This is a genomic window from Hwanghaeella grinnelliae (assembly GCF_004005845.1).
GTDB lineage: Bacteria > Pseudomonadota > Alphaproteobacteria > UBA8366 > Aestuariispiraceae > Hwanghaeella > Hwanghaeella grinnelliae.
Map to the genome: position 1 here is coordinate 383983 of NZ_SADE01000001.1, position 23434 is coordinate 407416.

Annotated in this window: 17 protein-coding genes; 8 read left to right on the top strand and 9 right to left on the bottom strand. The window is 59.1% G+C overall.

Going from position 1 to position 23434, the window contains the following annotated elements; all coding sequences use genetic code 11:
* Positions 1 to 132 precede the first annotated feature (132 nt).
* On the bottom strand, positions 133 to 2085 hold the full coding sequence (locus EOI86_RS01700) for a tetratricopeptide repeat protein (RefSeq protein ID WP_127763416.1): 1953 nt from the start codon (positions 2083 to 2085) through the stop codon (positions 133 to 135).
* A complete protein-coding gene (gene purB, locus EOI86_RS01705; protein ID WP_127763417.1) occupies positions 2072 to 3379 on the bottom strand; it encodes an adenylosuccinate lyase in 1308 nt (435 codons plus the stop codon). Before purB ends, EOI86_RS01700 begins: the two co-directional genes overlap by 14 nt.
* A gap of 220 nt (positions 3380 to 3599) precedes the next feature.
* Here purB and EOI86_RS01710 point away from each other — a divergent pair, with 220 nt between their 5' ends.
* Positions 3600 to 4319 carry an aldolase gene (locus tag EOI86_RS01710; RefSeq protein WP_127763418.1) on the top strand — a complete coding sequence of 240 codons (720 nt, stop codon included), beginning with the start codon at positions 3600 to 3602 and terminating at the stop codon, positions 4317 to 4319.
* A gap of 69 nt (positions 4320 to 4388) precedes the next feature.
* Here the strand turns inward: EOI86_RS01710 and radC are convergent, their stop codons facing one another.
* Complete coding sequence (radC, locus tag EOI86_RS01715) at positions 4389 to 5114, bottom strand: RadC family protein (RefSeq protein WP_127763419.1); 726 nt, start codon at positions 5112 to 5114, stop codon at positions 4389 to 4391.
* A gap of 286 nt (positions 5115 to 5400) precedes the next feature.
* On the opposite strand from radC, the gene EOI86_RS01720 reads away from it, so the two are divergent.
* Complete coding sequence (locus EOI86_RS01720) at positions 5401 to 7650, top strand: hybrid sensor histidine kinase/response regulator (RefSeq protein WP_127763420.1); 2250 nt, start codon at positions 5401 to 5403, stop codon at positions 7648 to 7650.
* A gap of 65 nt (positions 7651 to 7715) precedes the next feature.
* Here the strand turns inward: EOI86_RS01720 and EOI86_RS01725 are convergent, their stop codons facing one another.
* The gene (locus tag EOI86_RS01725) at positions 7716 to 9770 is read right to left on the bottom strand and encodes a BTAD domain-containing putative transcriptional regulator (RefSeq protein WP_127763421.1); all 2055 of its coding nucleotides are present in this window, start codon (positions 9768 to 9770) and stop codon (positions 7716 to 7718) included.
* Between the two features lie 233 nt (positions 9771 to 10003).
* On the opposite strand from EOI86_RS01725, the gene EOI86_RS01730 reads away from it, so the two are divergent.
* Together EOI86_RS01730 and EOI86_RS01735 are read left to right on the top strand one after the other, a co-directional pair.
* The gene (locus tag EOI86_RS01730) at positions 10004 to 10321 is read left to right on the top strand and encodes a DUF1127 domain-containing protein (protein ID WP_161973652.1); all 318 of its coding nucleotides are present in this window, start codon (positions 10004 to 10006) and stop codon (positions 10319 to 10321) included.
* 199 nt (positions 10322 to 10520) lie between these two features.
* Positions 10521 to 11771, top strand: coding sequence for a tetratricopeptide repeat protein (locus EOI86_RS01735; protein WP_127763423.1), 1251 nt, complete (start codon positions 10521 to 10523; stop codon positions 11769 to 11771).
* A gap of 99 nt (positions 11772 to 11870) precedes the next feature.
* Here the strand turns inward: EOI86_RS01735 and map are convergent, their stop codons facing one another.
* From map to EOI86_RS01755, 4 genes are all read right to left on the bottom strand, one after another.
* Positions 11871 to 12674, bottom strand: a complete 804-nt coding sequence (gene map, locus EOI86_RS01740; RefSeq protein ID WP_127763424.1) for a type I methionyl aminopeptidase — start codon at positions 12672 to 12674, stop codon at positions 11871 to 11873.
* A gap of 51 nt (positions 12675 to 12725) precedes the next feature.
* Entirely contained in the window at positions 12726 to 13451 is a 726-nt protein-coding gene (gene sfsA, locus EOI86_RS01745) for a DNA/RNA nuclease SfsA (RefSeq protein WP_127763425.1), read from the bottom strand.
* Between the two features lie 34 nt (positions 13452 to 13485).
* On the bottom strand, positions 13486 to 14253 hold the full coding sequence (locus EOI86_RS01750) for a DsbA family protein (RefSeq protein WP_127763426.1): 768 nt from the start codon (positions 14251 to 14253) through the stop codon (positions 13486 to 13488).
* Between the two features lie 145 nt (positions 14254 to 14398).
* The gene (locus EOI86_RS01755; protein WP_161973653.1) at positions 14399 to 15703 is read right to left on the bottom strand and encodes a M48 family metalloprotease; all 1305 of its coding nucleotides are present in this window, start codon (positions 15701 to 15703) and stop codon (positions 14399 to 14401) included.
* A 163-nt stretch (positions 15704 to 15866) separates the two neighbouring features.
* On the opposite strand from EOI86_RS01755, the gene EOI86_RS01760 reads away from it, so the two are divergent.
* Together EOI86_RS01760 and EOI86_RS01765 are read left to right on the top strand one after the other, a co-directional pair.
* Positions 15867 to 17468 carry a gamma-glutamyltransferase gene (locus tag EOI86_RS01760; protein WP_161973654.1) on the top strand — a complete coding sequence of 534 codons (1602 nt, stop codon included), beginning with the start codon at positions 15867 to 15869 and terminating at the stop codon, positions 17466 to 17468.
* A gap of 65 nt (positions 17469 to 17533) precedes the next feature.
* Positions 17534 to 18691, top strand: a complete 1158-nt coding sequence (locus EOI86_RS01765) for a pyridoxal phosphate-dependent aminotransferase (protein WP_240035550.1) — start codon at positions 17534 to 17536, stop codon at positions 18689 to 18691.
* Positions 18692 to 18783: 92 nt separating this feature from the next.
* Here the strand turns inward: EOI86_RS01765 and EOI86_RS01770 are convergent, their stop codons facing one another.
* Positions 18784 to 21474 (bottom strand): Rne/Rng family ribonuclease, encoded by a 2691-nt coding sequence (locus tag EOI86_RS01770; protein ID WP_127763429.1) that lies wholly within the window; start codon positions 21472 to 21474, stop codon positions 18784 to 18786.
* 52 nt (positions 21475 to 21526) lie between these two features.
* Between EOI86_RS01770 and EOI86_RS01775 the strand changes: the two genes are divergently transcribed.
* Complete coding sequence (locus EOI86_RS01775; protein WP_127763430.1) at positions 21527 to 21880, top strand: hypothetical protein; 354 nt, start codon at positions 21527 to 21529, stop codon at positions 21878 to 21880.
* 250 nt (positions 21881 to 22130) lie between these two features.
* Positions 22131 to 23396, top strand: a complete 1266-nt coding sequence (locus EOI86_RS01780; protein WP_127763431.1) for an N-acetylmuramoyl-L-alanine amidase — start codon at positions 22131 to 22133, stop codon at positions 23394 to 23396.
* The last annotated feature ends 38 nt before the right edge of the window (positions 23397 to 23434 follow it).

A 23434-nucleotide genomic window follows, 5' to 3' on the forward strand; every position in this document is an offset into this window, starting at 1 on the left:
GTTTGGCCGCCCGCGTTCTCTGAACGCCGAATCTGTTCCCTTTATCGTGGCGGCCCGGTTGGTAGACGGTTCCGCGGCGTTGAGCAAGAAAAGCCTACGATCTTGCCGGGCGCGGTTCATGCGCGGGACACATCAATTCTGGATAACTTCGCTGGCAGTACCGCTGGATTCGGCTTCCATATCGGCATCGCCGGGGCCGGTTGTACCCACGCCCACCTCTTTCTCGGCGATGGCAACAGCGACCGCGGCCAGACCGGCGGCACGTGCCGGGGGATGTTCCATTTCACGGGCGGCACGGATGGCAAGGTCTATCTCTCCGGTCTTCGCTGCGGCGATAGCGACCCGTGTCAGGGAGGAAAATCGAGGGGCGCGGAAATTGCCGGACGGTGTTCTGTCGTTCAAGGCGTCCCCTTCGGGCACGGGAATCCGCGCAGCGGTATCGAAGGCAGCGAGAATATCGCCAATTGCGATCTGGCCTTTCACGATATCGGCCAGGACACGCGGGAAATTCGGGTCGCTTCTATTGAGCCAGGCATTGCGCCACGCGCTGCTCAAGGTTCTGTTGGCGCGTTCATGCTCGCCGCGTAGGGCTTCCGCGGCGGCAAGGTGGGACATGGCTGCAACGCGTATCACGTCGTTGTCGATCAGATCCGCAAGCTTGCGCACTTCCCCGAACACCACTGGGTCGTTTTCTGGGTCACCGACTTCCAAATGGGCGTTCAAAACCAGTTCAATCGCTTCGGGGATATATTCCGTTTGGGTCTCGAAACCGGTCGGCTCGAAGGCTCTTGCGATCAAGTTCGCCGCTTCTTTCTCATTGCCGGCTTTGGCGCGCATCACGGCGACTTTGGCGAAAATTTGCGAACGCATGCTGACATAGGGCACGTAATCCACAAGAACCAGCGCGGCGTCCGGGTTGTTCTGTTTCAACAACTCATCCGCCATGCCCATCAGCGCCCGGGCTTGGTCCAAACGGTCCTGGATTTGGCCCGCTGTCGTGAATGCATCCGCCAAACGGCCGACCCGCGTCTGTTCCCGCACCATGAAGGCAAGGGCGGAACTCCGGACCTCAGGGTTGTCGATGGTGCTGGCGGCTTCCATGGCAAGGGTGAACAGCGGCACGGCCGCGTCGTCATTTCCCTGATCCGCCAGGGCACGCGCGACTGAACTGACGCCGCGGACCTGCTCAGGCCCTTCCTCGACCTGCCGCATCACCTCCATAGCCTCTTCCAACTGACCGGCGAGGATCATCGACCCGGCCAGGCGGGCAAAGGCGCGGTCACGCCCATCGCGGCCGCCCTGTTCGATCAATTCGCGGGCGCGGCTGAACGTCTTCCGCGCACCCGCTTCGTCGGCGATAGCTGCTTGGGCCTCGCCGATATCGATGAACAGGTGTGACGTCTTGTTTGACGGGTTCGCGATCTTCTCCGCTTGTTCGAAGGCGGCGGCCAGAACTGCCTTGGCATTGCTCAAGGCTTTAGGGTTGTCGCCGGCATCGTCGAAAGAGGCTGAGGCGGCCTGCTGCAGGGCGCGGACCCGTTGCAACGGGTCGGGGATTTTTTCGGCCGACGCGATTGCTGCATTCAGCTGGCCGAGCTTTGCCTGTTTCTTGGCGATTACACGAAGCAAGTCCGCGCCGCCAATGCCGATTTCGCCGCCGGAGGTAACCGTCTTCATCGCCTGGTTGAGGTAGTTCAGGGCCTTCTCGCGTTCACCCGCCGTTTCATAGTGGTCACCGATCGCACCCAAGGAACGCGCCCGCCACAGGACATCTTCGATCCGCCGCAATTCGGCCATGGCGTCTTCAATATTGCCGCGCGCGATCTGGGCCCGGACAATACCATTCAGGGCCTGGCCCTGTTCGTCGGGGGTTTCCAGCGACAAGGCGACGAAGCGCAGACGGATGAACGGATCTTGCTGGATCCGGCGGGTAACCTCATCGACCTGATTGACCAGCTCGTCCTGCTGCTGCTGCGCGAAGGCCGTTCCCGTATAGTGCGACCAGGATAGCGCTACCGCCGCCGATAGGGCGCCGGTCCGCAGAAGCCTTACCGTCGTGCGGATGCCCGATCTAGCCGAATACACGCTTGAAAATCGTTTCCACATGCTTGGTATGATAATCCAGGTCAAAAAGCGCATTGACCTCATCTTCGCTCAAATACGCCCGGATGTCTGCATCTTCGACGGCGAGTTCCTGCAAGGGGCGGCCTTGGTGCCAGCTTTCCATCGCATTTTTCTGGACCAGTCGATACGCGTCTTCCCGGCTCGCGCCCGCTTGGGTCAGCGCCAGGAGGATACGTTGCGAATTATGCAAACCGCCCAAGGATTCAAGATTCGCATGCATTCGGTCGGAATAAACGACCATGTTTTCAATCATGCCGGCCATGCGGTTCAGCGCGAAGTCCAGCGTAACCGTCGCATCGGGACCGATCATCCGCTCGACGGAGGAATGGGAGATATCCCGCTCGTGCCACAGGGCGACGTTTTCCAACGCCGGGACAACGGCGGATCGGACGATGCGCGCGAGGCCCGTCAGGTTTTCCGAAAGGACCGGGTTGCGCTTGTGCGGCATGGCGCTGGAGCCTTTCTGGCCCTTGGAGAAGAACTCTTCCGCTTCCCGCAATTCAGTGCGCTGCAGATGCCGGACTTCCACCGCCACGTTCTCCATGGAACTGGCGATGACGCCGAGAGCCGAGAAGAACGCCGCATGCCTGTCACGCGGGATGACTTGCGTGGAGATCGGCTCCGGCTGAAGGCCCAGTTTTCCTGCCACATATTCCTCGACGAAGGGATCGATATTGGCGAAGGTGCCGACCGCGCCCGAAATGGCGCAGGTCGCGATTTCTTCCCGGGCACGCTCCAGGCGCTGCTTGCCGCGCGCGAATTCCGCATAATGTTTGGCGAGCTTAAGGCCAAAGGTCACCGGTTCCGCATGGATGCCATGGCTGCGGCCGATGGTGGGCGTGAACTTATGCTCGATCGCCCGGGTCTTGAGGGCGTTCAACACCCGGTCCATATCCGCCAGCAGTAGGTCGGCGGCCTGCGTAAGCTGCAGGTTGAAGCAAGTGTCCAGCACATCCGACGACGTCATGCCCTGGTGCACGAAGCGGGACATCTCACCCACTTGGTCGGCCAATTCCGTCGTAAAGGCGATGACGTCATGTTTCGTTTCGCGCTCAATGGCGTCGATACGGGCGATGCGATCTTCCGTATAGGGCTTGTCCCCACCGGCCCAGACGGCGGCGGCCGCGTCCTTCGGAATGACACCCAACTCGGCCTGTGCATCACAGGCATGTGCCTCTATCAGGAACCAAAGGCGGAACTTGTTGGCCGGCTCCCAGATCTGCGTCATTTCCGGGCGGGAGTAGCGAGGTATCATTGTAGCGTGCCTTTCCGATGGGCCTGAACGTCTATGCGGCAATTGACCTGAGTCGGCGGCGTTATGCCATTGTGTTGCGGTGAAGGCAAAACGCTTGTGCCGGGCTGCAAGCCATATTGGCTAATTCGCGCGCCGGCCTTACGCTGCAACTGGATGGACGGATAGGGGCGATCGGCCGCTTAAGGCAAGATTGCCGTGTGATTATTGGAAGGGTAACGCGATGCAGTATCAGGAAGAACGGCAGAATCTCGCCGCGGCCCTGCGTTGGGCGGCGAAATACGACCTCCACGAAGGGATCGACAATCATTTCAGTGTTGAAGTGGGTGAAGACCGTTATCTGATCAACCCCTGGGAAGTGCATTGGTCCGAGGTGAAAGCCAGCGATGTCCTGGTCATCGACAGCAAGGGGAATGTTCTGGAAGGCGAGCACACGATCGAAGCCACGGCCTTCTACATCCATCTGGCGATGCACCGGATGAACCCGCATGCCAAGGTTATCCTGCATACCCATATGCCGTATATAACGGCGCTCGCGAGCACCGAAGGCGGGCGGCTCGAAATGGTCAGTCAGAACGCGATCCGCTTCCACAATCGGATTTCCTATGACGATGAGTATAACGGGCTGGGCGACGACGATGACGAAGGGGCGCGCATGGCTTCGAAGCTTGGCAACAATACGACGATGGTCATGGCCAATCATGGTGTGATCTGCGTCGGCCCGACGGTCGGCGCGGCTTTCGACGACCTGTATTTCCTGGAAAAGGCGGCGAAGATTCAGGTCATCGCGGAATCGACCGGCAGACCGTTGAAGCAGATTCCGGAGGATGTCGTGGAATCGACCGCTCAGGCGATCCGTGAAATTCACACGGACTATTCCGGCAGCCATTGGAAGGTGCTGTGCCGCATGCTTGCAAAAGAAAGTCCGGAATACCTGCAGTAGGGTATCCGCGTAAACAGGCATTGTTCCTGTTTTGTAGAGAGGTGGGCTCGCGCCCGCCTCTTTCTTTTCCTACAGCAAGCCTTCCGCCTTGAAGCTGGTTTGCTCGTTTCGCCCGATGATGATGTGGTCGTGAAGGCGTATGCCTAGCTTTTCCGCGGCATCCCTGATTTCGTTGGTCATGTGGATGTCGTCCTTGCTGGGGGTAGGGTCGCCGCTTGGGTGATTGTGCACTAGGATAAGGGCCGATGCGTGCAGGTCCAAAGCCCGCTTCATCACTTCCCGCGGGTAGAGCGGCGTGTGATTGACTGTGCCCCGCTGCTGTACCTCATCAGCGATCAGACGGTTCTTGTTGTCCAGAAACAACAGGCGCAGGTGTTCGACCTTCTCCCGCGACATGGCAATGTGCAAATAACTGATCAGATTATCCCAGGAGGAAATCACCGGCTGTTCCATGACCTGTTGTTGGGCAAGGCGCAGAGCGGCCGTTTGCACCAGCTTAATCGGCACCACGGCGGCGTCCTTGATCCCCTTTGTCTTGGCAAGGTCAACCGGGTCCGCTGAAATCACTGCGGCGAGGTTCCCGAACCGGGCGATCAGATCCTTGGCGATCGGTTTCGTATCCACCCGCGGCAGCGCAAGGGCCAGCAGCATCTCCAGGATCTCATAATCTTCCATCGATGCGCCGAGATCCCGCAGAAACCTCTCGCGCAATCGGCCGCGATGACCGGCATAGTGCGGCTTCGGCGGTGGTGTTTTGGCCTTTGAGCCATCGCCCGACGGTACGCTTCCGGTCATTCTTTTGGCCCTGTCCCAGTGGCGCTCATCATCATCGACCCAATCCGTGCCGACGCGGTTGCAACTGAGGAATTCTGCGCGCGCGGCCCTCCCATAGTACCCGACGCACCGGATGTGTCATCCGCGTCCATGGGCAAACCGACGTCGCGCAACAGGCGCGGTCTTAAAGATATATTAGTGAAAACGCACTTACAGATACACCTGCAACAGGATCTCCGTTGGTGGATGTAAGCCTCTTGCCGCAGTTTTGACCTTTCCGGAACCGGTGAAGCCCTAGGCAGTTAGTATGAGCCAGATATCGAAGCGTTTGGTATATCAAATCGGCGGTGTCATTTTCGCCGGGCTGGTGGTCGTCAGCACCATATCCCTGTACATCGCTTTTTTGGACCGACAAATCGTCGAGACGGAAAAGGCTTGGGTCCGCTACAACGACCAATCGGTGAAGTTGTCGCTTGCCTTTGCCGATCTCAAGGGATCCCTGGGGTATGGCGGGTTTATTCACCAGTTCAAGAATTTCGTGCTACGCGGGGATCCGGAATATGCGACCGCCGCCTTAGCAAGCCTGGCCAACGCAGCCGTGGCGATGTCCGATATGGAGCGCTTGGACCGTGAGGTCGCGGCCGACATCCGCCCGCATTTGCGCACCGTCGACGCCACTGTTCAAAAGTACCGTGCAAATCTTGGCACTGTTTTAGAGAAGAAGGACAGCGTCAGCGTCGAAGAACTCGATGCGTTGGTTCGCGTGGACGATAGCGACGCGTTCGCTGCGTTGGAGAAAATCGAAGGAATTGTCAGTGGCTTGGCGACAGCCCGTGAGGCAATCAGCGCTCAAAAAATGCGGGACACCGTCAAGCAAATCGAACAGGGCCTGTGGTTGATCGCCGTCGTTGTTTTCGCTGTGGGATACATGGTTTTCCACATCCGGAAGCTGGAAAGGGTCAGAGCGGCCGAACGCGTAGCGACGGAACAGACAAACGCCATTCTCAACAGCTCGCCTGAGGCCGTGCTGGTCGTGGACAACCAAGGCCGCATCAATCGTGCGAACGAGCAGGCCAGCGTTCTTTTCGGCTACATGCCGGAAGAAATGCTCAATTTATCCATCAATAAGCTTGTTCCTGCTGATTTCCGCGAAGGCCACGGCAAGAATATCCGCGAGTTCTTTGCCAATGGAAGACGCCGGGTCATGAGTGACAGGAGTGATTTGGCGGCCCTGAAAAAGAATGGGGAACTGGTCGCCGTCGACATCTCATTGCAAGGCGTTGTCGTCGATGGCATGCCGCTGACTATTGCGGCAGTCCGTGATGTCACCGAACAGCGGGCCCTGGAACGTGCGCTGATCAGTGCGCGTGAGGCGGCTGAACACGCAAATGATATGAAGTCGGCATTCGTGGCGTCCATGAGTCACGAAATCCGGACGCCGTTGACCGGTTTGCTCGGGATGGCCGATTTGCTTGAGGCGACTTCCCTTGACGACAAACAGGCCGAATTCGTCAATACGATCAAAAGTTCGGGACGTCACCTGCAGGAAGTGCTCAACGACATCCTGGACCTGTCGAAACTGCAAGCGGGGAAGATGAAGATCACCCCGGCGAAATTCGAAGCGAAGAATTTGGTCCGATTGGTCGATGCCATTTATAAGACCGTCGCCACGGACAAGGGATTGGATTTCCAGATTACCGTCAGCGAGCTGGCCCACTCGAAAGTCCTTGTTTCCGACGTCGTCCGGCTGCGCCAAGTTTTGCTCAATCTGGTAGGAAATGCGGTCAAGTTCACCGAGAAAGGGGCCATCGCCGTTTCTTTGGATCTGTCTGTCCATTCGGATCACGATGCGGAACTCTCGCTGGTGGTGCAGGATTCCGGAATCGGCATTTCGGAAAACAAGATAAAGGCGATCTTCGATCCGTTCGTCCAGGTTGAGGATCATCGAACCAAGTCCTATGTCGGCACCGGCCTTGGATTGGCAATCTGCAATCGGATCGTCGAACTCATGGGTGGTTCGATTACGATGGAAAGCGAACCAGGACGGGGCACGACCGTCACCGCCTTGTTTCCCATCAAATTCGAAGAAGACCGCCGCGCTGAGAAACGACGGGACGAAGAAGATGGACGGAGTGAACCGTTGGTGCCGGTCCGCAAATCGAACAAGAAATCGGTCCTCGTCGCCGACGACAGCAACATAAATCGCAGGATTGTCCAGGGTGTGCTTTCCCGATGGGGACATGACATTGACTTCGCGGTCGATGGGCAGGAAGCGATCGAAAAGCTGTTGGAAAATACCTACGACTTGGTTCTTCTTGATATCCATATGCCGAAATTCGACGGCGTTGAGGTTTTGGCCAGAGTCATCGATGCCGACCGGCGCGACGGCAAGTTCATCGCTTTCACGGCCGATGTCATGAGTACAAGCGTCGATGCATACCGCCAGAAGGGTTTCGACGATGTCCTGTCCAAGCCGATCGATTGGAATCGCTTGCAAGGCTTTTTGGATGACACCGTTGTGCATGAACGACAGTCGGCGAAGCCGCAGGCGGTTTAGAGGCGCGTTGCGAGGACTCCAAGGTCGCTGCGGAGGCTTTCCAACTCATGGCGGCGCCTGCCGGATCAGACTGCTTTTCCGACACCGGCGGCGGACATCGCCTCTTCCATCAGGCGGGCATCTTTTTCCAAGCGGAACGGGTTCGCATGCCGGATCCATTCCAAGATCTCCCCCTCTACCGGTTGTCGTCCACCCAGGACTTGAGTGGAGAAGTCCTCATGGAAGCGCGCCGCATAAGTCCTGGCACGGGCCATGTCGCCTTCCATTGCGTAGTCGGCGGCAAGGAAAGCAAGGGTGTCCGGATAGGCTTTCGGCGATCTTTCCCGGATTTTACGGGCTTCCGCAGCTTTGCCGGTCATGAACAGGCTGAGAGCGATGCCGCCGTAGTACCAGTCGGGCGGTGAGGGATGCAGCTCTATCGCCCGCGACGCCAGGTCATGCGCTCTGCGGTGATCGCCCAGGAAACTCCAGGACAGCGCCGCGGTCGCCAACATGTCCGTCCCATACGGATTCAACGCGTAGGACCGCTCAAGATAGCGTTGGCCGCGGTCATATTCACGACGGTAGATATGGGCCCGACCGAGAAGGGTTTGTCCGACATGGTCAGCCTCCGACAGTCTTACGGCTTCGTCGGCATGGGCATAGGCTTTTTCGATCGCCTCGTTCCAATTCGGCCAGGCATGCGCGCCCCATTCATTGAAATAGGCTAGCGACATCCCGCAATGTCCCCTGGCATAGTAGGGATCCAATTCCAGGGCCCGTTCGAACAGCTTTTTTGCGCGACGGGTATGGTCTTCCGTGCCGTTCAACACCAGCGAGAACCCGGTCAGCCAACAATCGTATGGTGTCATTTCGGCGCTGGTTTTCCGTTGCGCCAATGTCAGCATCTCATGCTTCAACTGGTTGGTCACCGCCACGACAATGCGTTGGGTGAGCCTGTCCTGTGTATCGAATATGTCCTCCATGTCCACCGTGTACCGGTCCGACCAAAGCTGGACACCGCTTGCGACTTCGACCAGCTGCGCGTTCACGCGAACACGGTTGCCGGATATACGGATACTTCCATCCACCACATAGTTCGCCATGACGCTGGCGCCGATTTTATTGCGTGGGATGCCGCTTTCGATCGCGGACAAGGCAGCGTTTCGCGCCTTGCATTTAATCTGGTGGAATTTCGGCAGATCTGATGTCAGATCTTCGAACAAACCTTCGCCCAATTGCGCTGCCTCCGCCGCGTCGGAAAGCAGGGAAAACGGTAGGACGGCGACCATAGGGTGGCTTGGGCTTGGCGGTTTCGCCTCTGTTTTGGCCGAGGGGCTTCGTGGCTGTTCCGCTGGTTGCCGCGCGGCAACTGACGGCGCCGGCACCGTGCCGGCCGACGTGGTTGACGCCCCGATGGAAATCGCTTGGAAGAGCGCTTGGGTTTCGAAATCGGGGTTCACACCCAGTTCCCGTTCCAGGACGGAAACGCAATTTCGGTACTGACGCAGGGCAAGCGTTCGGTTGCCCGCCTCAAGATGTAGTCGCATCAGGGACCGGTGCACGTCTTCGCGGATCGGGTCCAGGGACAGGACCCAGTCCAGCGCGTCTATCGCAGCGCTATGGTTGCCTGCTTCACGGTATAGAGCGGCCAGGTCAACACCGACGGCTTCGGCTGCCCGCAGCAAAGTTTCCCGTGTTTCCTCCACCCAGGCCGCGAATTCGGGATCGGGCAGGCGCACGGTACCCAGGAATGGGCCCTTGTACAGCCGGCGGGCATTCTCCAGATCCTCTATCGTTGAACCCTGTGCCGCGTTCCGAAAATCAACAACGTCGCACACGGCCGTTTCCGGGGGCATGAATACCCGGTCCTGCTGCGTCACCGGTGCCGGTGCGCCAGCCCCGCGTAAGGTGGTGCGCATGGTGAAAATCGCTTGCCGTAGCGAGCCGCGCCCCTGTTGTTCTTGGCGATTGCTCCAGAATAGAGCGGCGAGTCGATCTCGAGACGGGGCGGGTTGTTCGATCACGATCGGGACAAGCAGAAGCGCCGACTTCTTGGTGGGAAAGTCGATTGGCAATCCATCCGGTCCCGCAGAGGCGCGATATCCGCCCAGCAGATCCAGATGCAAGACCGCGCTCATGCCCCCCAGCTCCAAATGACCGCCCCCAATAGGATTTTGTTCAGAATACACGATTTACCGCACTTTTGACGACTTTTTGACAGGTTTTCACGGTCCGATGAAATTTTTGTGACGGTACCGCAGACGTTTGTCTAACGGGGCATGTGAATAGTCGGCGCATCGAAACGATCAAGAAAAATTTCAAGTGGGCGGGGCCGGCTAACTGAGGCCGGATAACCGCAAGGAGGTTTAAAGTGCAGAAAACAGAATTTGCAGAATGGATAAGACAGACATTGTTCCCCGCGCAGATTGTGGAACCAGTGGGCAATGTCTCCCTTCATTACAGGGTGCGTACCAATGCGTCGCTGCATGTCGGAAGTCTTGTTTCTGGGACAGTCGTCAGTGTTTGGACCGAGGTTGTGCGCTGGCATCGCGCCCGCCGGGCCGCTGCGGCATTGATGGCGTGCAGCGACACGATGCTCCGGGACATCGGTATCGACCGTTCGGAAATCAAGTCGGTCGTATACGACGGCGACCAAGGGCGTCGTCGCGGCCCGTTCGATTTCGACTAAGCAAAGAAACCGGTGGCGCTAACGGAAATACATCCGGGCGCCACCTCTTCCCGAAAATAGATCAAATTAGACAATCAATTGAGAGGACAGACGGATGAAAACGGATTGTTATGGTGCTCCCGTGTCTTTTGACGACCAAAACGCGGTAGATGGTTTAAACGCTGCGCAGCGCAAATTCAGAGGGTTCTTCGGTGATCCGGTGGCGATGATTGATGCCGTGCTGGCGGAATATCCGGATTTTGTCATGGCGCATTGCTTCCGGGGCGGTCTCTTCGCAACCAGTTCCGAGGCGGCTTGTGTGGACGAAATCCGTGCCGCGATGCAGGCCATCGAGGAAAACTGGGCTGTGGCCAATGATCGTGAACGGGGTCACCACGCAGCCCTTGCCGCGTGGTCGGTGGGCGATTTCCACCGCGCGGCGAATACCTATGGGCGGGTTGCCTCGGCCTATCCACGTGACGCCATCGCGCTGCAATTCGCCCATCTTTGCGACTTCTTGAACGGCCATGCGACGATGTTGCGTGATCGTGTGGCGGGAATCCTGCCGCAATGGACCCCCGCCGACGAGGGATATGGGTATCTTTTGGGCATGAAGGCCTTTGGCCTTGAAGAAAGCGGCGCCTATGCCAAGGCGGAAGAAGCCGGTCGCCAAGCGGTCGATGCCGAACCCGGTGACGCATGGGCGGTTCACGCTGTTGCCCATGTTCTGGAAATGGAAGGCCGCCATGCGGAAGGCGCGCGCTGGCTGGAAAGCTCGGCCGACCATTGGTCGCAGGACAATTTTTTCGCCTATCACAATTGGTGGCACCTTTCGCTCTATCTGTTGGAAACTGCCGACTATCAGCGCGCGATAGACCTGTATGATCAGGTCATCCGCACCACGCATTCGCCGGTGGCAATGGAAATGGTCGACGCGGTTGCACTGCTGTGGCGGCTGACGCTGCGGGGCGTCAATGTCGGTGATCGCTGGCAAGAGCTGTCGAAAACCTACGAGCAGATGGAAATGGGCGGCTATTATGCCTTCAACGACATGCATGCGGTCATTGCCCATTCGGCGGCGGATCGCGCTTTCGCGGCGGAACGGTGCCTTGAAAAGATGCGCGACGCCCTGCGTGGCCACGACACCAATGCCATGATGACGGCCGATGTCGGGTTGCCGGCGGCGGAGGCAATGCAGGCCTTCCTGAACGGCGACTATCGCCAAACCATCGACAAACTCTATGCGGTGCGTGCGGTCTCCCACCATTTCGGGGGCAGTAATGCGCAGCGCGATATCTTGGGTGTCACGCTCGTCGAGGCGGCGATCCGGGACGGTCAGCGCGGGCTTGCGGTTTCGCTCGCCAACGAACGGATGGGGGCCAAGTCCAGCAGCCCAACCAACAGGATGTTCCTGGACCGTGCCCGTGCGGCTGCCAAGCCGGATTTGACGGTCATTGCCGAGGTCGCGTGATCGTGGCCTGACCGCGCCTTGACCGAAGGCCGGTATAAAGAGAAAGGGCGGCTCAACAGGTTTGAGCCGCCCTTGTCATGTCCATGTGTTTGCCCGGCCTTAGCTATAGGGTGGCTGGTACCAGCCCTTGGGCGACTGCGTGAAGATCTCGAACCCGTCCGCGGTAACGCCAATCGTATGCTCGAATTGGGCGGAAAGCTGGCGGTCTTTTGTGACGGCTGTCCAGCCGTCTTGCAGTATTTTCACGTCCCAGGTTCCGACATTGATCATCGGTTCGACAGTGAAGAACATGCCTTCTTCCAGAACGGCGCCCTGACCCGGTTCACCATAGTGAAGCACGCTCGGCGTATCGTGAAAGACCCGGCCGATGCCGTGGCCGCAGAAGTCACGAACGACGGAAAAGCGGTTGGCTTCCGCGTGCGACTGGATGGCATAACCGATATCGCCCAAGGTCGACCCCGGCTTTACCGTTTGAATGCCCAGCATCATGCATTCGTATGTAATTTGCGTCAGGCGCCGCGCCTTGACCGGAATCTTATCTCCGACAAGGAACATGCGGCTGGTATCCCCGTGCCACCCGTCGAGGATGACGGTGACATCGATATTGATGCTATCGCCTTCCTGAAGCTTTTTGGCGTCGTCGGGGATGCCGTGGCAGACGACATGATTGATGCTGGTGCAGATCGACTTCGGAAACCCACGATAGTTTAGCGGGGCGGGGATGGCACCGTGCTCAACGATATAGTCATGGCACAAGGTGTCCAAATGTCCCGTCGAGACGCCGGGGACAACATGCGGGGTGATGTAGTCCAGGACCTCGGCGGCGAGCCGGCCTGCCTTGCGCATCGCTTCGAATTCGGCGGCGCTGTGCAGCTTTATCTGGTTTCTAGCAGCGTGATTCATATCAAATTCCATTGGTATCTTATGCCGGACATAGTGCGCCCAGTGAGTAATTCAATCAAGATCGAGGGGCAATGAAGGGCCCAGGGTGATCCCGTCGATAGAGATTTGCGCCTTATAGCAGAGGACTTCCACGCCTTCCGCTACCGCCCTCTTCAGCGCGGCCGAATAGACCGGGTCGATATCCGCAGCGGCGCGAAAATGCGTGCAGTCGCCGCGCTGAACAAGGAAGAACATGATCGCACGCGCGCCTGTCTTCCCAACCTCGATCAATTCGTCGAGATGTTTTGCGCCGCGCTTGGTGACGGAATCCGGAAATTCCGCCGCCTGCGGATCGTCGCCTTCCGGTCGCCGCAGCGTCACGCTTTTCACTTCGACATAGGCAGGGGGCAGGTTGTCTTCCTCCAGCAGGAAATCGATCCTGCTGGACTTGCCGTATTTCACCTCGGGCCGGACGGTTGAATAAGCCGAAAGCGCCGGGACTTCGCCCGCGTTCAAGGCTTCCCCGACGATCGTATTGGCACGTGATGTGTTGATGCAGACAAAGTCGCCGTCGGACTCAGTCAATTCCCAACGCCAATCCAGTTTCGCCGTGGGGTTCCTGTTTGGCAGCAGCCAGACGGTCGAACCAGGCTCGGCCAACCCCAACATCGACCCCGGATTGGCGCAATGCGCCGTCACCTGGACGGTGCCGTCCGGTCCCGGGATTTCGATGTCCGACAGGAAACGTTTGTAGCGACGGACAAGGCGGCCGCGCACCAAGGAGTCGGGATACTGCATGGTCTTTCGGGGAGTGTATGCGTCGGGGTTTGACTTAGCCGGCCTTGCCGGCGGCTTTCCGTTCCTCGGCAATCAAATGGATCAGCGTCTGGCGATCGATCGCACCGGGGATGAATTGCTCACCAATAAACATGGCGGGCGTACCGGTTACCCCAATTTCCTGCGCCAGTTGCAGATTGGAGCGCAGATAATCATCGATTTCAGGCGACTCCATGTCTTTAACCAGCAAGTCAACGTCTAGCCCGGCCTCCGCCGCCGCTTGCAGGATACGCTGTTCCGACAGTTTGCCGCGCAGATCCATCACCGCCTGATGATAGGCCATGTACTTGCCTTGTTTTTGGGCCGCCATGGCGCCACGGGCGGCGATCACCGATTCCGGTCCCAAAATTGGCAGTTCCTTGAAAACGACGCGCAATTTCTTGTCGTCTTCCATCACCGCCATGATGTCGGGGAAAACCTTCTTGCAGTAGCCGCATTGATAATCGAAGAACTCGACCAAGGTGACATCCGCGTCCGTTACACCGTTGGTCGGGGCCATCGGATCCTCGAAGATCTGATCGCGCTTGGCTGCCAGGGCTTGTGCCGTTTGTGCTTCTTCGGCCAGTTTCTGCTGTGCTTGGTAGGTTTTGATCGCATCGATCACGACTTCGGGGTTTTCAAGCAAATAGTCCCGCACGATGGTGCGGATTTGGTCCTCGGTCAGACCCGCGGCGTCGTTCGACGATTGCGCAAAAGCGCCGGCGCCGGTGATCAGAAAGGCGATGACCGTTGTGGCCCGAAGAAGCGGCTTCAAGATCGGCATGCTAAGTTCCTGTCCCGTATTCTAAAGAATTTCAAGCTTGGTTAGACCGCTTCAAACCAGCGGATGCAAATGTTACCTGCCGGAACTGTGCAATCTCACACAGAAATGAAGAGTGTGCCGAGCCGGTCCGCTAGGCCTGTCGGGTTCAATCCGTCTTCCGGCTGGCCTGGACTTCTATATCCTGTGCCCGCAACCAGCCGGGCGTACCGTTCGGCAGTTGATCTAAAGCCCGTTTGGCATGGCCGAGTGCGGCGTCCTTCCGGCCCTGGTTGATTGCTTCCTCCGCTTGCGCCAGGGCGGCTTCACCGAAATCGCCGCGGCGGCCATAGACGGTCGCCAACAAACGCCAAGCGCTCGACATCCAAGGTTCGTATCGCAGCGCTTCCCGCAGTTGTTTCTCGGCCTCATCGTCATAGTCGGGATTGTTTAGTTCGACCAAGGTTCGCGCAAGACTCGCGCGGATCAAGGCAGACCAGGGAAGGATCTCTATCGCCTTCCGGTAGGGTTCAATGGCCTCCTCCAGCCGGGCGCCGTCACGCAGGATATCGCCTTTCAGTTCAATAAAGAACGGGTCGTCCGGGTAGTCGGCGATCAAGCCGTTGACCGCATCCAATGCTTCGGGTGTCTGGCTTTCCTGCATCAGGGCGATGGCGCGGGCGTACCGTGCCGGTACGCTTTGGTCGGATTCCGGATAAAGCTGATAGGTTTGGTGCGGCGGCAGGATGAAACCCCGAAGCTTCGCGCGCATGCGTTCATGAAGTATCTTGTAACTCGGATCCAGTTTCGAGTTCTTGAACTTGGAGTTTTCCAGGTGGTTCCTGATGAAATCGACGCGTTCCCGCGACAAGGGGTGGGTGCGTGTGTAGGGGTTGGGGTTTTCCACATAAAGCTTCTCTTCCTGGGTCAGAAGCTCCATGAATTCGAGCATGCCTTGAGAACTGATCCCGGCCTGATCCAGGAAGCCGACTGCGGCTTGGTCGGCCGCCTGTTCATTGGCGCGCGTATAGCTCAGAAACTTGCGGGTTCCGATTTGATTGCCCAGCGACAGGGCCGCTGCTGCGACGTCGCCCCGGCCGGTCAGCACGGCCGCGGGTATGCCAAGCAGCAGGGCAATAAGGTTCGCATTCTGGGCGTCGGCCAGGCCTTCGCCGAACCGCGCTAAGTGCCCGCCTGTAATGTGCCCGGTTTCGTGGGCGAGGACGCCAATAACCTCGCCGGGGTCTTCCGCGCGCATCAACAGGCCGGTGTGAATATAGATCCGTTGCCCGTTGGCAACGAAGGCGTTCAAGGACGGATCGTTGACCAAATGTATCCGCACCACACTGGGGTCCAGACCAGCGGCCTTGAAAATTGGGGCGGTATAGACACGAATAGTGTTCTCTATCTCAGTGTCGCGGATCAGACCTTGGGCATTGGCGGGTGGGGCCGAAAGCGCGAAAAATACGGCCATGACCGTTGCCATGACCGCTGACAGAGTGCAAATGCGGGTTACAAATGAAATTGGCCCAGAATGAAAGAGGCGAAAGCCGCCCATGGCGAAATCCAGTGCAAGTGCCATTAGAAACATGTGCTCAACGAACTTAGTGTCGCAGCATGCCCCGATCAATCGGCAGATGACAGCTTCGTCCTTTCTGCGTTTGTTGCGGCGTGGGGGCGCCATCGCTGTTCTTGGTTCCGCCATGGTGCTCGCGGGATGTTCTTCCGGGGAAGCGCCGGGACTGGGCGAACAGGGATATGTCGGCGGATTCTTCGGCGGTGTTGCATCCGATGAACCGAACGCCTCCCTTGCTGCGCGGGAGGTGCTGACCGTTGGCGGAAGCGCCGCGGATGCGGCTGTATCGCTTGCTTTCGCGCTAGGGGTCACAATGCCGGCCCGGGCGGGTATTGGCTCCCACGGGGTTTGCTTGGTGCATGACGCCAATTTGGGCCTGACGGAAGCGTTGGACTTCCTGCCGCCGAAAAATGCGGCCACGCCGCCGGGTTCGCCCGCAATGCCCACTTTCGCGCGCGGTATGGCCGCCCTGCATGCGCGGTACGGCCGCTTGGCTTGGGGCGGCTTGCTGGCGCCGGCAGAGCAATTGGCCCGATTAGGTCACCGGGCGTCGCGGGCGACCCGCAAGGATCTTGAAGAAAAATGGCGGCGCATCGCTTCCGATCCCATTGCATTGGCCGCGCTGGGAACATCGCGCGGAACCGTTCCCGACGGGGTCTCGAAGTGGCAGCAAGTGGAGCTCTCCAGTGTTCTGGGACAATTGCGGTACAAGGGGGCCGGCGCACTTTATACAGGGACGCTGCTGAAATCAGTCTTTGACAGTTATGAAGCGCTGGGGGCGGGTTTCACCCTTGAGCAGTTTCAGAATTATGTGCCGGTGTGGCGCCGACCGCTGAGCCTGGAAGCTGGCGCGCATCGCGCTTTTGTGCTGCCGCCACCGATCGCCGGCGGTGTTCCTTTGGGCCAGTCCTTCGGTCTGTTGATGGCGGAAGAAAGTGGGCCGATCGGCGATAGCGCGGACCGTAGCGCCGAGGTGATCAAGGCCATGATCGCCGGTCTCGTGGATCGCGAAAAATGGGTCAAGGCCGGTGAAATGACCGCCGAACAGGCGGACGCCCTGCTTTCAGCGGAACATATCAACCTTCTTGCCGGGAACCGACAGGGACCGTCCAAGCCGATCCCGGGATTACCGCCGATCGACAGCGGGTCGACTGGGTTCGTTGTCGTGGATCGCGAAGGTTTGGCGGTTGCTTGCACGATTGGACTGACGGGCGGGGCCGGCTTGGGCAAAATGCCGCGCGGCATGGGGTTCTTCCCGGCACGGCAGCCCTATGACGATTATTGGGGCAGCCCGTTGATCATAGCGAATGACAGGACGTTCCAACTCTATCTCGCCGCCGCCGGCGATACGGGCGCGGCCGGGTTTGGCGCCTTGCTGACGACGACGTTGCGGGCTTACCGGGACGGGACGTCCTTGGAGGCGGCTATCTCCGAGCCGCGGCTGACCTTCGCGCCGTCGGTCGGGGTCATTGTTGAGGCGGATGCGCCTGAAGCCTATTCCCAGGGCGGATCGTCACTGGGGCTTCCTGTTCGTCGCACGGCCGCGCTTGGGCGAATCAACATTGCCTTTTGCCCGTCCGGCTTGCCGGTTCAGCCGGAGGAGCGGCGGTGTGCCGCGTCGGCGGACCCGCGGGGAGATGGGCTCGCCGCCTTGGCGAACTAAACCGTTTGGCAGACTTGGATGGGCTGGCGGCTTATGCCGGGCTATCGGCGATAGGGAGGGCACGCGTGGCTTTGAAGACCTCAAAACGGGGCGAAATACCCGCCTTTATCGTTATGGAAGTGATGCGCGCCGCCGCTGAACGTGAGGCGCTGGGCGACCCTGTCTACCATCTCGAAGTCGGCCAACCCGGATCGACCGCGCCGAAAGGCGTGATCCAGGCCGCCAAGGACGCGCTGGATAACCACCGCCTAGGCTATACCGTCGCGCTGGGTATTCCTGAGCTTCGCGCGGCCATCGCGGACCATTATGCCCGGGAGTACGGCGTTTCGGTGCCGCAGGACCGTATTGTGGTGACCACGGGGTCGTCCGGCGGTTTCCTGCTGTCCTTCCTGGCTGCATTCGATCAAGGGGATAAGGTCGCCCTGGTCGCACCCGGATACCCTTGTTACCGGCATATTCTGACCGCGCTCGGCATCAAGCCGGTCATTATCGAGACCACCAAGGAAGACCGCTACCAGCCTTCTCCGGCTTTGTTGGAGAAGGCGCAGGCAGAACACGGCAAGATCGACGGGTTGATCGTCGCTTCGCCCTCCAACCCGACGGGTACCATGCTTTCGAAAGAGGACATGGCGGCGCTCGCAGAGTACTGCGGACAATCAGGCATACGGCTGATCTCGGACGAGATCTATCAGGGAATTTCCTACGGCCGTGGTTTCGAAACGGTCTTGTCGCACGCCGATCACGCGGTCGTCGTGAACAGTTTTTCGAAATATTTTTCCATGACCGGCTGGCGCTTGGGTTGGTTGGTCTTACCGGAAGATCTTTTGCGCCCGGTGGAATGTTTGGCCCAGAACCTTTTCATCTCGCCTCCGACTTTAAGTCAGGTTGCTGCGGTGGCCGCCTTCGACTGCCGGGAGGAGTTGGAGAGCAACGTCGCGCGCTACGCTGCGAACCGGGACTTGCTGCTTCGGGAATTGCCGCAATCCGGGTTCGGGGACTTGGCGCCCAGTGATGGTGCATTTTACCTCTATGCCGATGTCGGCCATATGACGAATGACAGCCTGTCCTTTTGCAGCCGGATTCTGAAAGAGACCGGGGCAGCGGTGACGCCGGGGCTGGATTTCGACGAAGCGCGGGGGCACCGGACAATGCGCTTCTCCTTTTCCGGCACGACGGAGGAGATCGCGGCCGCGGCTGCGGCGCTGAAAGACTGGCGGCCTTAGAAACCTCCCAACTTGGAGATAAGAAAAAGCCCGGAAGCATTGCTGCATCCGGGCTTTGTCTTTTGGCAGGCAAAGCTGCGTTCTCCGCTGTTTTAGGATCCGATCATACGGTTCCACCAGCCTTTGCGCTTCGGCTTGTTCGGGTCTTCGGCTTCCTCCGCATTGGCAGCGTCGTTTGCCGCTTCCTCGACAGAGGGTGCCGGTGCCGTGCTCTCCTGCATGGCCGGTTGAGGCGTTGCCGCGGCCGGTTCTTCCGCCGGTTCCGGAACAACGGCCTCTTTGGGCTGCGTTTCGGCACGGACCTCTGCGGCGGCCGCAGGTTCGGCAGGTTCGGCGGGCGTGACGTTTTCCGCTACGGCGTCCGCTGATTCCGGCCCCGCTGCTTCCGCCTCTGTTGCTTCCGCCTCTGCGGCCTTCTTGGCTGCTGCCGTCTTACGCGGTCGGCGTGTCCGTTTCGGTTTTGCCGGTTTTTCTTCCTCAGCGGTCTCGACCGACGCTTCGGCGGGCTGCTCTACAGCCTGTTCAGTCGAGGAGTCGGTGGATTGTTCGCTGACGGCGGATACGTCATCGCCTCCGGTTTCGACAGCATTCTCGGCATCGGCCTCACCCTTGTCCGCGCCGCGACGGCGGCGGGGACTGCGACGGCGGCGTGGCTTGTCGGCCTTACCGTCATCGCCGTCCGAGGCGGTGGAGTCTCCCGCGACTTGTTCGGATTGCGCAGTAGTCTCAGCCTGTTCACCGGACTGGTTCTCGGCACCGCTATTGTCCGAACCTGAGGCATCGGAACCGGCGTCTTCCGACGAACCATCCGCTGCCTGCGCATCGGTTTCCTGGTTGCGGCGCTTGCGGCCACCACGGCGACCGCGTTTGCGGCGCTTGCGCTGACCCTGTTCGCCGTCACCGTCGCCGGCAGCCTGGCGATCGCTTTGTTCGGCGTCGTCGCCGTCATCGCTATCGTCGCTGTCGTCGTTTTCGTCGGCATTGGCTTCCTGCGAAGCGTTCTGGTCCTCATCGCCCTCTTCGAAGCGCCGCTTGCGGCGACGGCCGCGTCCACGGCGGCGGCTGGACCGGCCTTGTTCCTCAGACTCTTCCGTCGCAGCCGTCGCAGCTGGGCGCTCGGCAGCAACAACCTGTTGGGTTTCGGCAGTATCATCCGCTTCACCGGCAACGCGGCTGAGCAGGAAGTGAGGCGGAATGAAGCCGTCATCCGTTTCGATGACGACATTCATGCCGTAATTCTCTTCCATTTCCGCCAATGTCGCGCGCTTGTGGTTCAGAACATACAGCGCCACGCTTGGCGGTACGCGTACGGTGATCTGGCGCGAACGGCGACGAAGTCCTTCTTCTTCGACGGACCGCAACACCCGCAGGGCGGAAGACTCGGTCGACGGAATGTTGCCGACGCCGCCGCAAGTCGGGCAGGGAGCGGTCATTGCCTCCAACAGGCTCGGCCGCAGACGCTGCCTGGACATTTCCAGCAATCCGAAGGGGCTGATCCGGCCAACTTGAATGCGGGCCCGGTCACGCCGCAGCGCTTCCTTCAGCTTCCGTTCGACCGAATGGTCGTTGCGGTTTTCTTCCATATCGATGAAATCGATGACCACAAGACCGGCAAGGTCGCGCAGGCGAAGCTGGCGGGCGATTTCCTCGGCCGCTTCCAGGTTGGTCTTATGCGCCGTTTCTTCGATATGGCGTTCGCGGGTGGCCCGGCCCGAGTTGACGTCGATTGCCACCAGCGCTTCTGTCTGGTGCATGACGATGGAGCCGCCGGAGCGCAGTTGAACAACCGGATCGAAAATCTGGTTCAGCTGGCTTTCGACCTGATAGCGCTGAAACATCGGGACGTTTTGATCGTCCTTATACGGCTGGACCTTCTTGGCGTGACTGGGGATCATCGCCTTCATGAAGTCCTTCGCGACGCGGTATCCCTCCTCGCCGGCGACGAGGATTTCGTCGATATCCTTGGTGTAAAGGTCGCGGATCGAGCGGCGAATCAGATTCGCCTCTTCATGGATCAACGCCGGTGCTGAAGAGCCCAAAGTCGTCTCACGGATCGTATCCCAGGTCCGCATGACGTATTCGTAATCGCGCTTGATCTCCGCCTTCGAGCGTTCCTGACCCGCGGTCCGCAGGATAACGGCCATGCCGTCCGGAATGCTAAGGTCCGTCAGTACGCTTTTCAGACGCTTGCGGTCCTGCGGGTTGGCGATCTTCCGGCTGACGCCGCCGCCACGTGACGTGTTCGGCATCAATACGCAATACCGGCCGGCCAGCGACAAATAGGTCGTCAAGGCCGCGCCCTTATTGCCGCGCTCTTCCTTGATCACCTGGACCAGCAGAACCTGCCGACGCTTGATGACTTCTTGAATTTTGTACTGCCGTTTCAGGCGGGGACGGCGGCGCTGTGCCTCCTCGACGGCTTCATCGGCACCCTCGGTTCCACCGACTTCCTCGACACTATTGCCGTCGTCGCTGTTTTCCTCGACATCGATGGCATCGTCGTCGCCGTCGTCCTCTTCCTCAATCCGGTCGGCGACCGGAATGCGGTAGTAGTCAGGGTGAATTTCACTGAAGGCCAGGAAACCGTGACGGTTTCCGCCATATTCGACGAACGCGGCCTGCAACGATGGCTCTACCCGGGTCACTTTCGCCAGGTAGATATTGCCTTTCAGTTGTTGCTTGGTCGCTGTTTCGTAGTCGAATTCCTCAAGCCTGTTACCATGTATCGCCACCACCCGCGTTTCTTCGGGATGTGTGGCGTCGATCAACATGCGTCGCGCCATTAATTTTAACTCCAGCCACCTTCATCCCGCGGTCTGAGCCCGGGTGCCGGCGGTGATTATTGCTGGGAGATCCGGCTGTGACGAAGTCCGCACCATGCGGATGGCTTCGTCTTTGGCGTCCTGCGCAGGCGTCGGCAACGCCGCATCTCTGGCGCCGGACGGTTTCTTGCTGGATCTCCACGGTTTCAATCATTTGTACGTTCACTTGTCTGTTCGCTGCCGCGGGCAATGGCTTAGCGCCCATTCCGAACAACCCTATGACGGGTCTCGACGGAACAAGCTGCTGAGCGCCATTGGATTGTTTCACCGGCGGCGGCGTGCCATCCCGGCGGCGTCAATCAAGGGAAAACCTTTCAGCGCGAACGGGATTGCGGCACTACCGCATCAGGAACCCTTGGCGGCGTAGAGTCGCAGATAGAAACTATCGAAAGCGAACCGGTAGGAAAACCGATTTTTCATAGATATGACAGACTTAATACCATTGTCGCAGTTTGCCGTATGGCAAATGGTCGTCGTGGGGGTGGGTTGGTTTGCCTGATTTGAACGGACATAGCTGGATTTCCCTGGCGGTAAGACCGTCGGAACCATTGAAGAAACAAGGGAATCCCACCATAAACAAGAGCAGCGTTACCGTTATCGAATCGATTTGAGACGCCATGTCCGCACCCGTTCCAACGCTGTTTCGACGGATCGTCGTCGCCCTGACCGCTTTTCTGGCGGTTTTTGGCGTTGCGGTCACGGCGCATGCTCAAAGCAAAGTGACGGACGTTCGGGTGGGGGTGCACCAAGGTTTCACCCGGTTTGTGTTGGAACTGGATGCGTCGGCACCTTATCGACTGCTGACCTTGCGCGATCCCTATCGTGTGGTCATCGACCTGCCTGAAGTTGCCTGGGAAACCGGGGACGAATCAGCCGGAAAGGTCGCGAAAGGCGTGATCGGCAAGTTCCGCTTCGGCCTGTTCCAACATGGCGTCAGCCGGTTTGTCATCGACTTGCGTGAACCGGCCGTTGTGAAAGCGCATTTCCGGCTCGATCCCGAACCGGGCGCCGGCCACAGATTGGTTGTTGATCTTGAACCCAGCACAGATCAACAGTTCGCGGCCGCGATGGGTAGCGTGGAATCGAAAGATTGGGCATCCCGCCAATCCGCTGTGGCGGCGGCTTCGCAGTCCCAGCAACAGTCCATTGTTCGTGCGCCCGTCAAACCGACGGAGCAGGCCGAAAAGCGTCTGAAGACAATTGTGATCGACCCGGGCCATGGCGGTGTCGATCCTGGGGCAATCGGCGCTTCCGGGATCTATGAAAAGAAGATAACACTGGCCTTTGCGAGAGATCTGCGCGACCGGTTACAGGCATTGGGTGGATACCGGGTTATTATGACCCGTGACCGGGATATCTACATACCGCTCAGGCGGCGGTATGAAGTTGCCCATCGGAACGAGGCGGACCTGTTCATTTCGGTCCACGCCGATGCCCATCACACATCCGATTTGCGCGGCTTTTCAGTTTATACTTTGTCTGAGACGGCGTCGGACAAGGAAGCCGCCGCATTGGCGACGAAGGAAAACAAGTCCGACATTCTCGCCGGTTATGATCTGTCCGAATACGATGATCAGACATCGTTCATCCTGCTGGACCTGGCCCAACGCAAGACAAGCGAGGCGTCTTGGCAATTCGCCCAATCGCTGGTCAAGAATGTAGGCAGCAACGTCACTTTGCTGCGGCGGCCACATCGTTTCGCTGGCTTTGCCGTCCTAAAGTCGCCAACCGTGCCCTCAGTCCTGGTGGAGTTGGGGTATCTGTCGAACCGCCGGGAAGAGAAGGATCTGCGGACACCCGCATACCGCGCAGGGCTCGCGGATGCCATCATCCGTGCGATTGATGTTTATTTTGAGCAACAGGACCGGCTTAGCCGTTCCTAGTTCAACCGCAGTCGGCTAATATTCCCAGGAACAGCGAG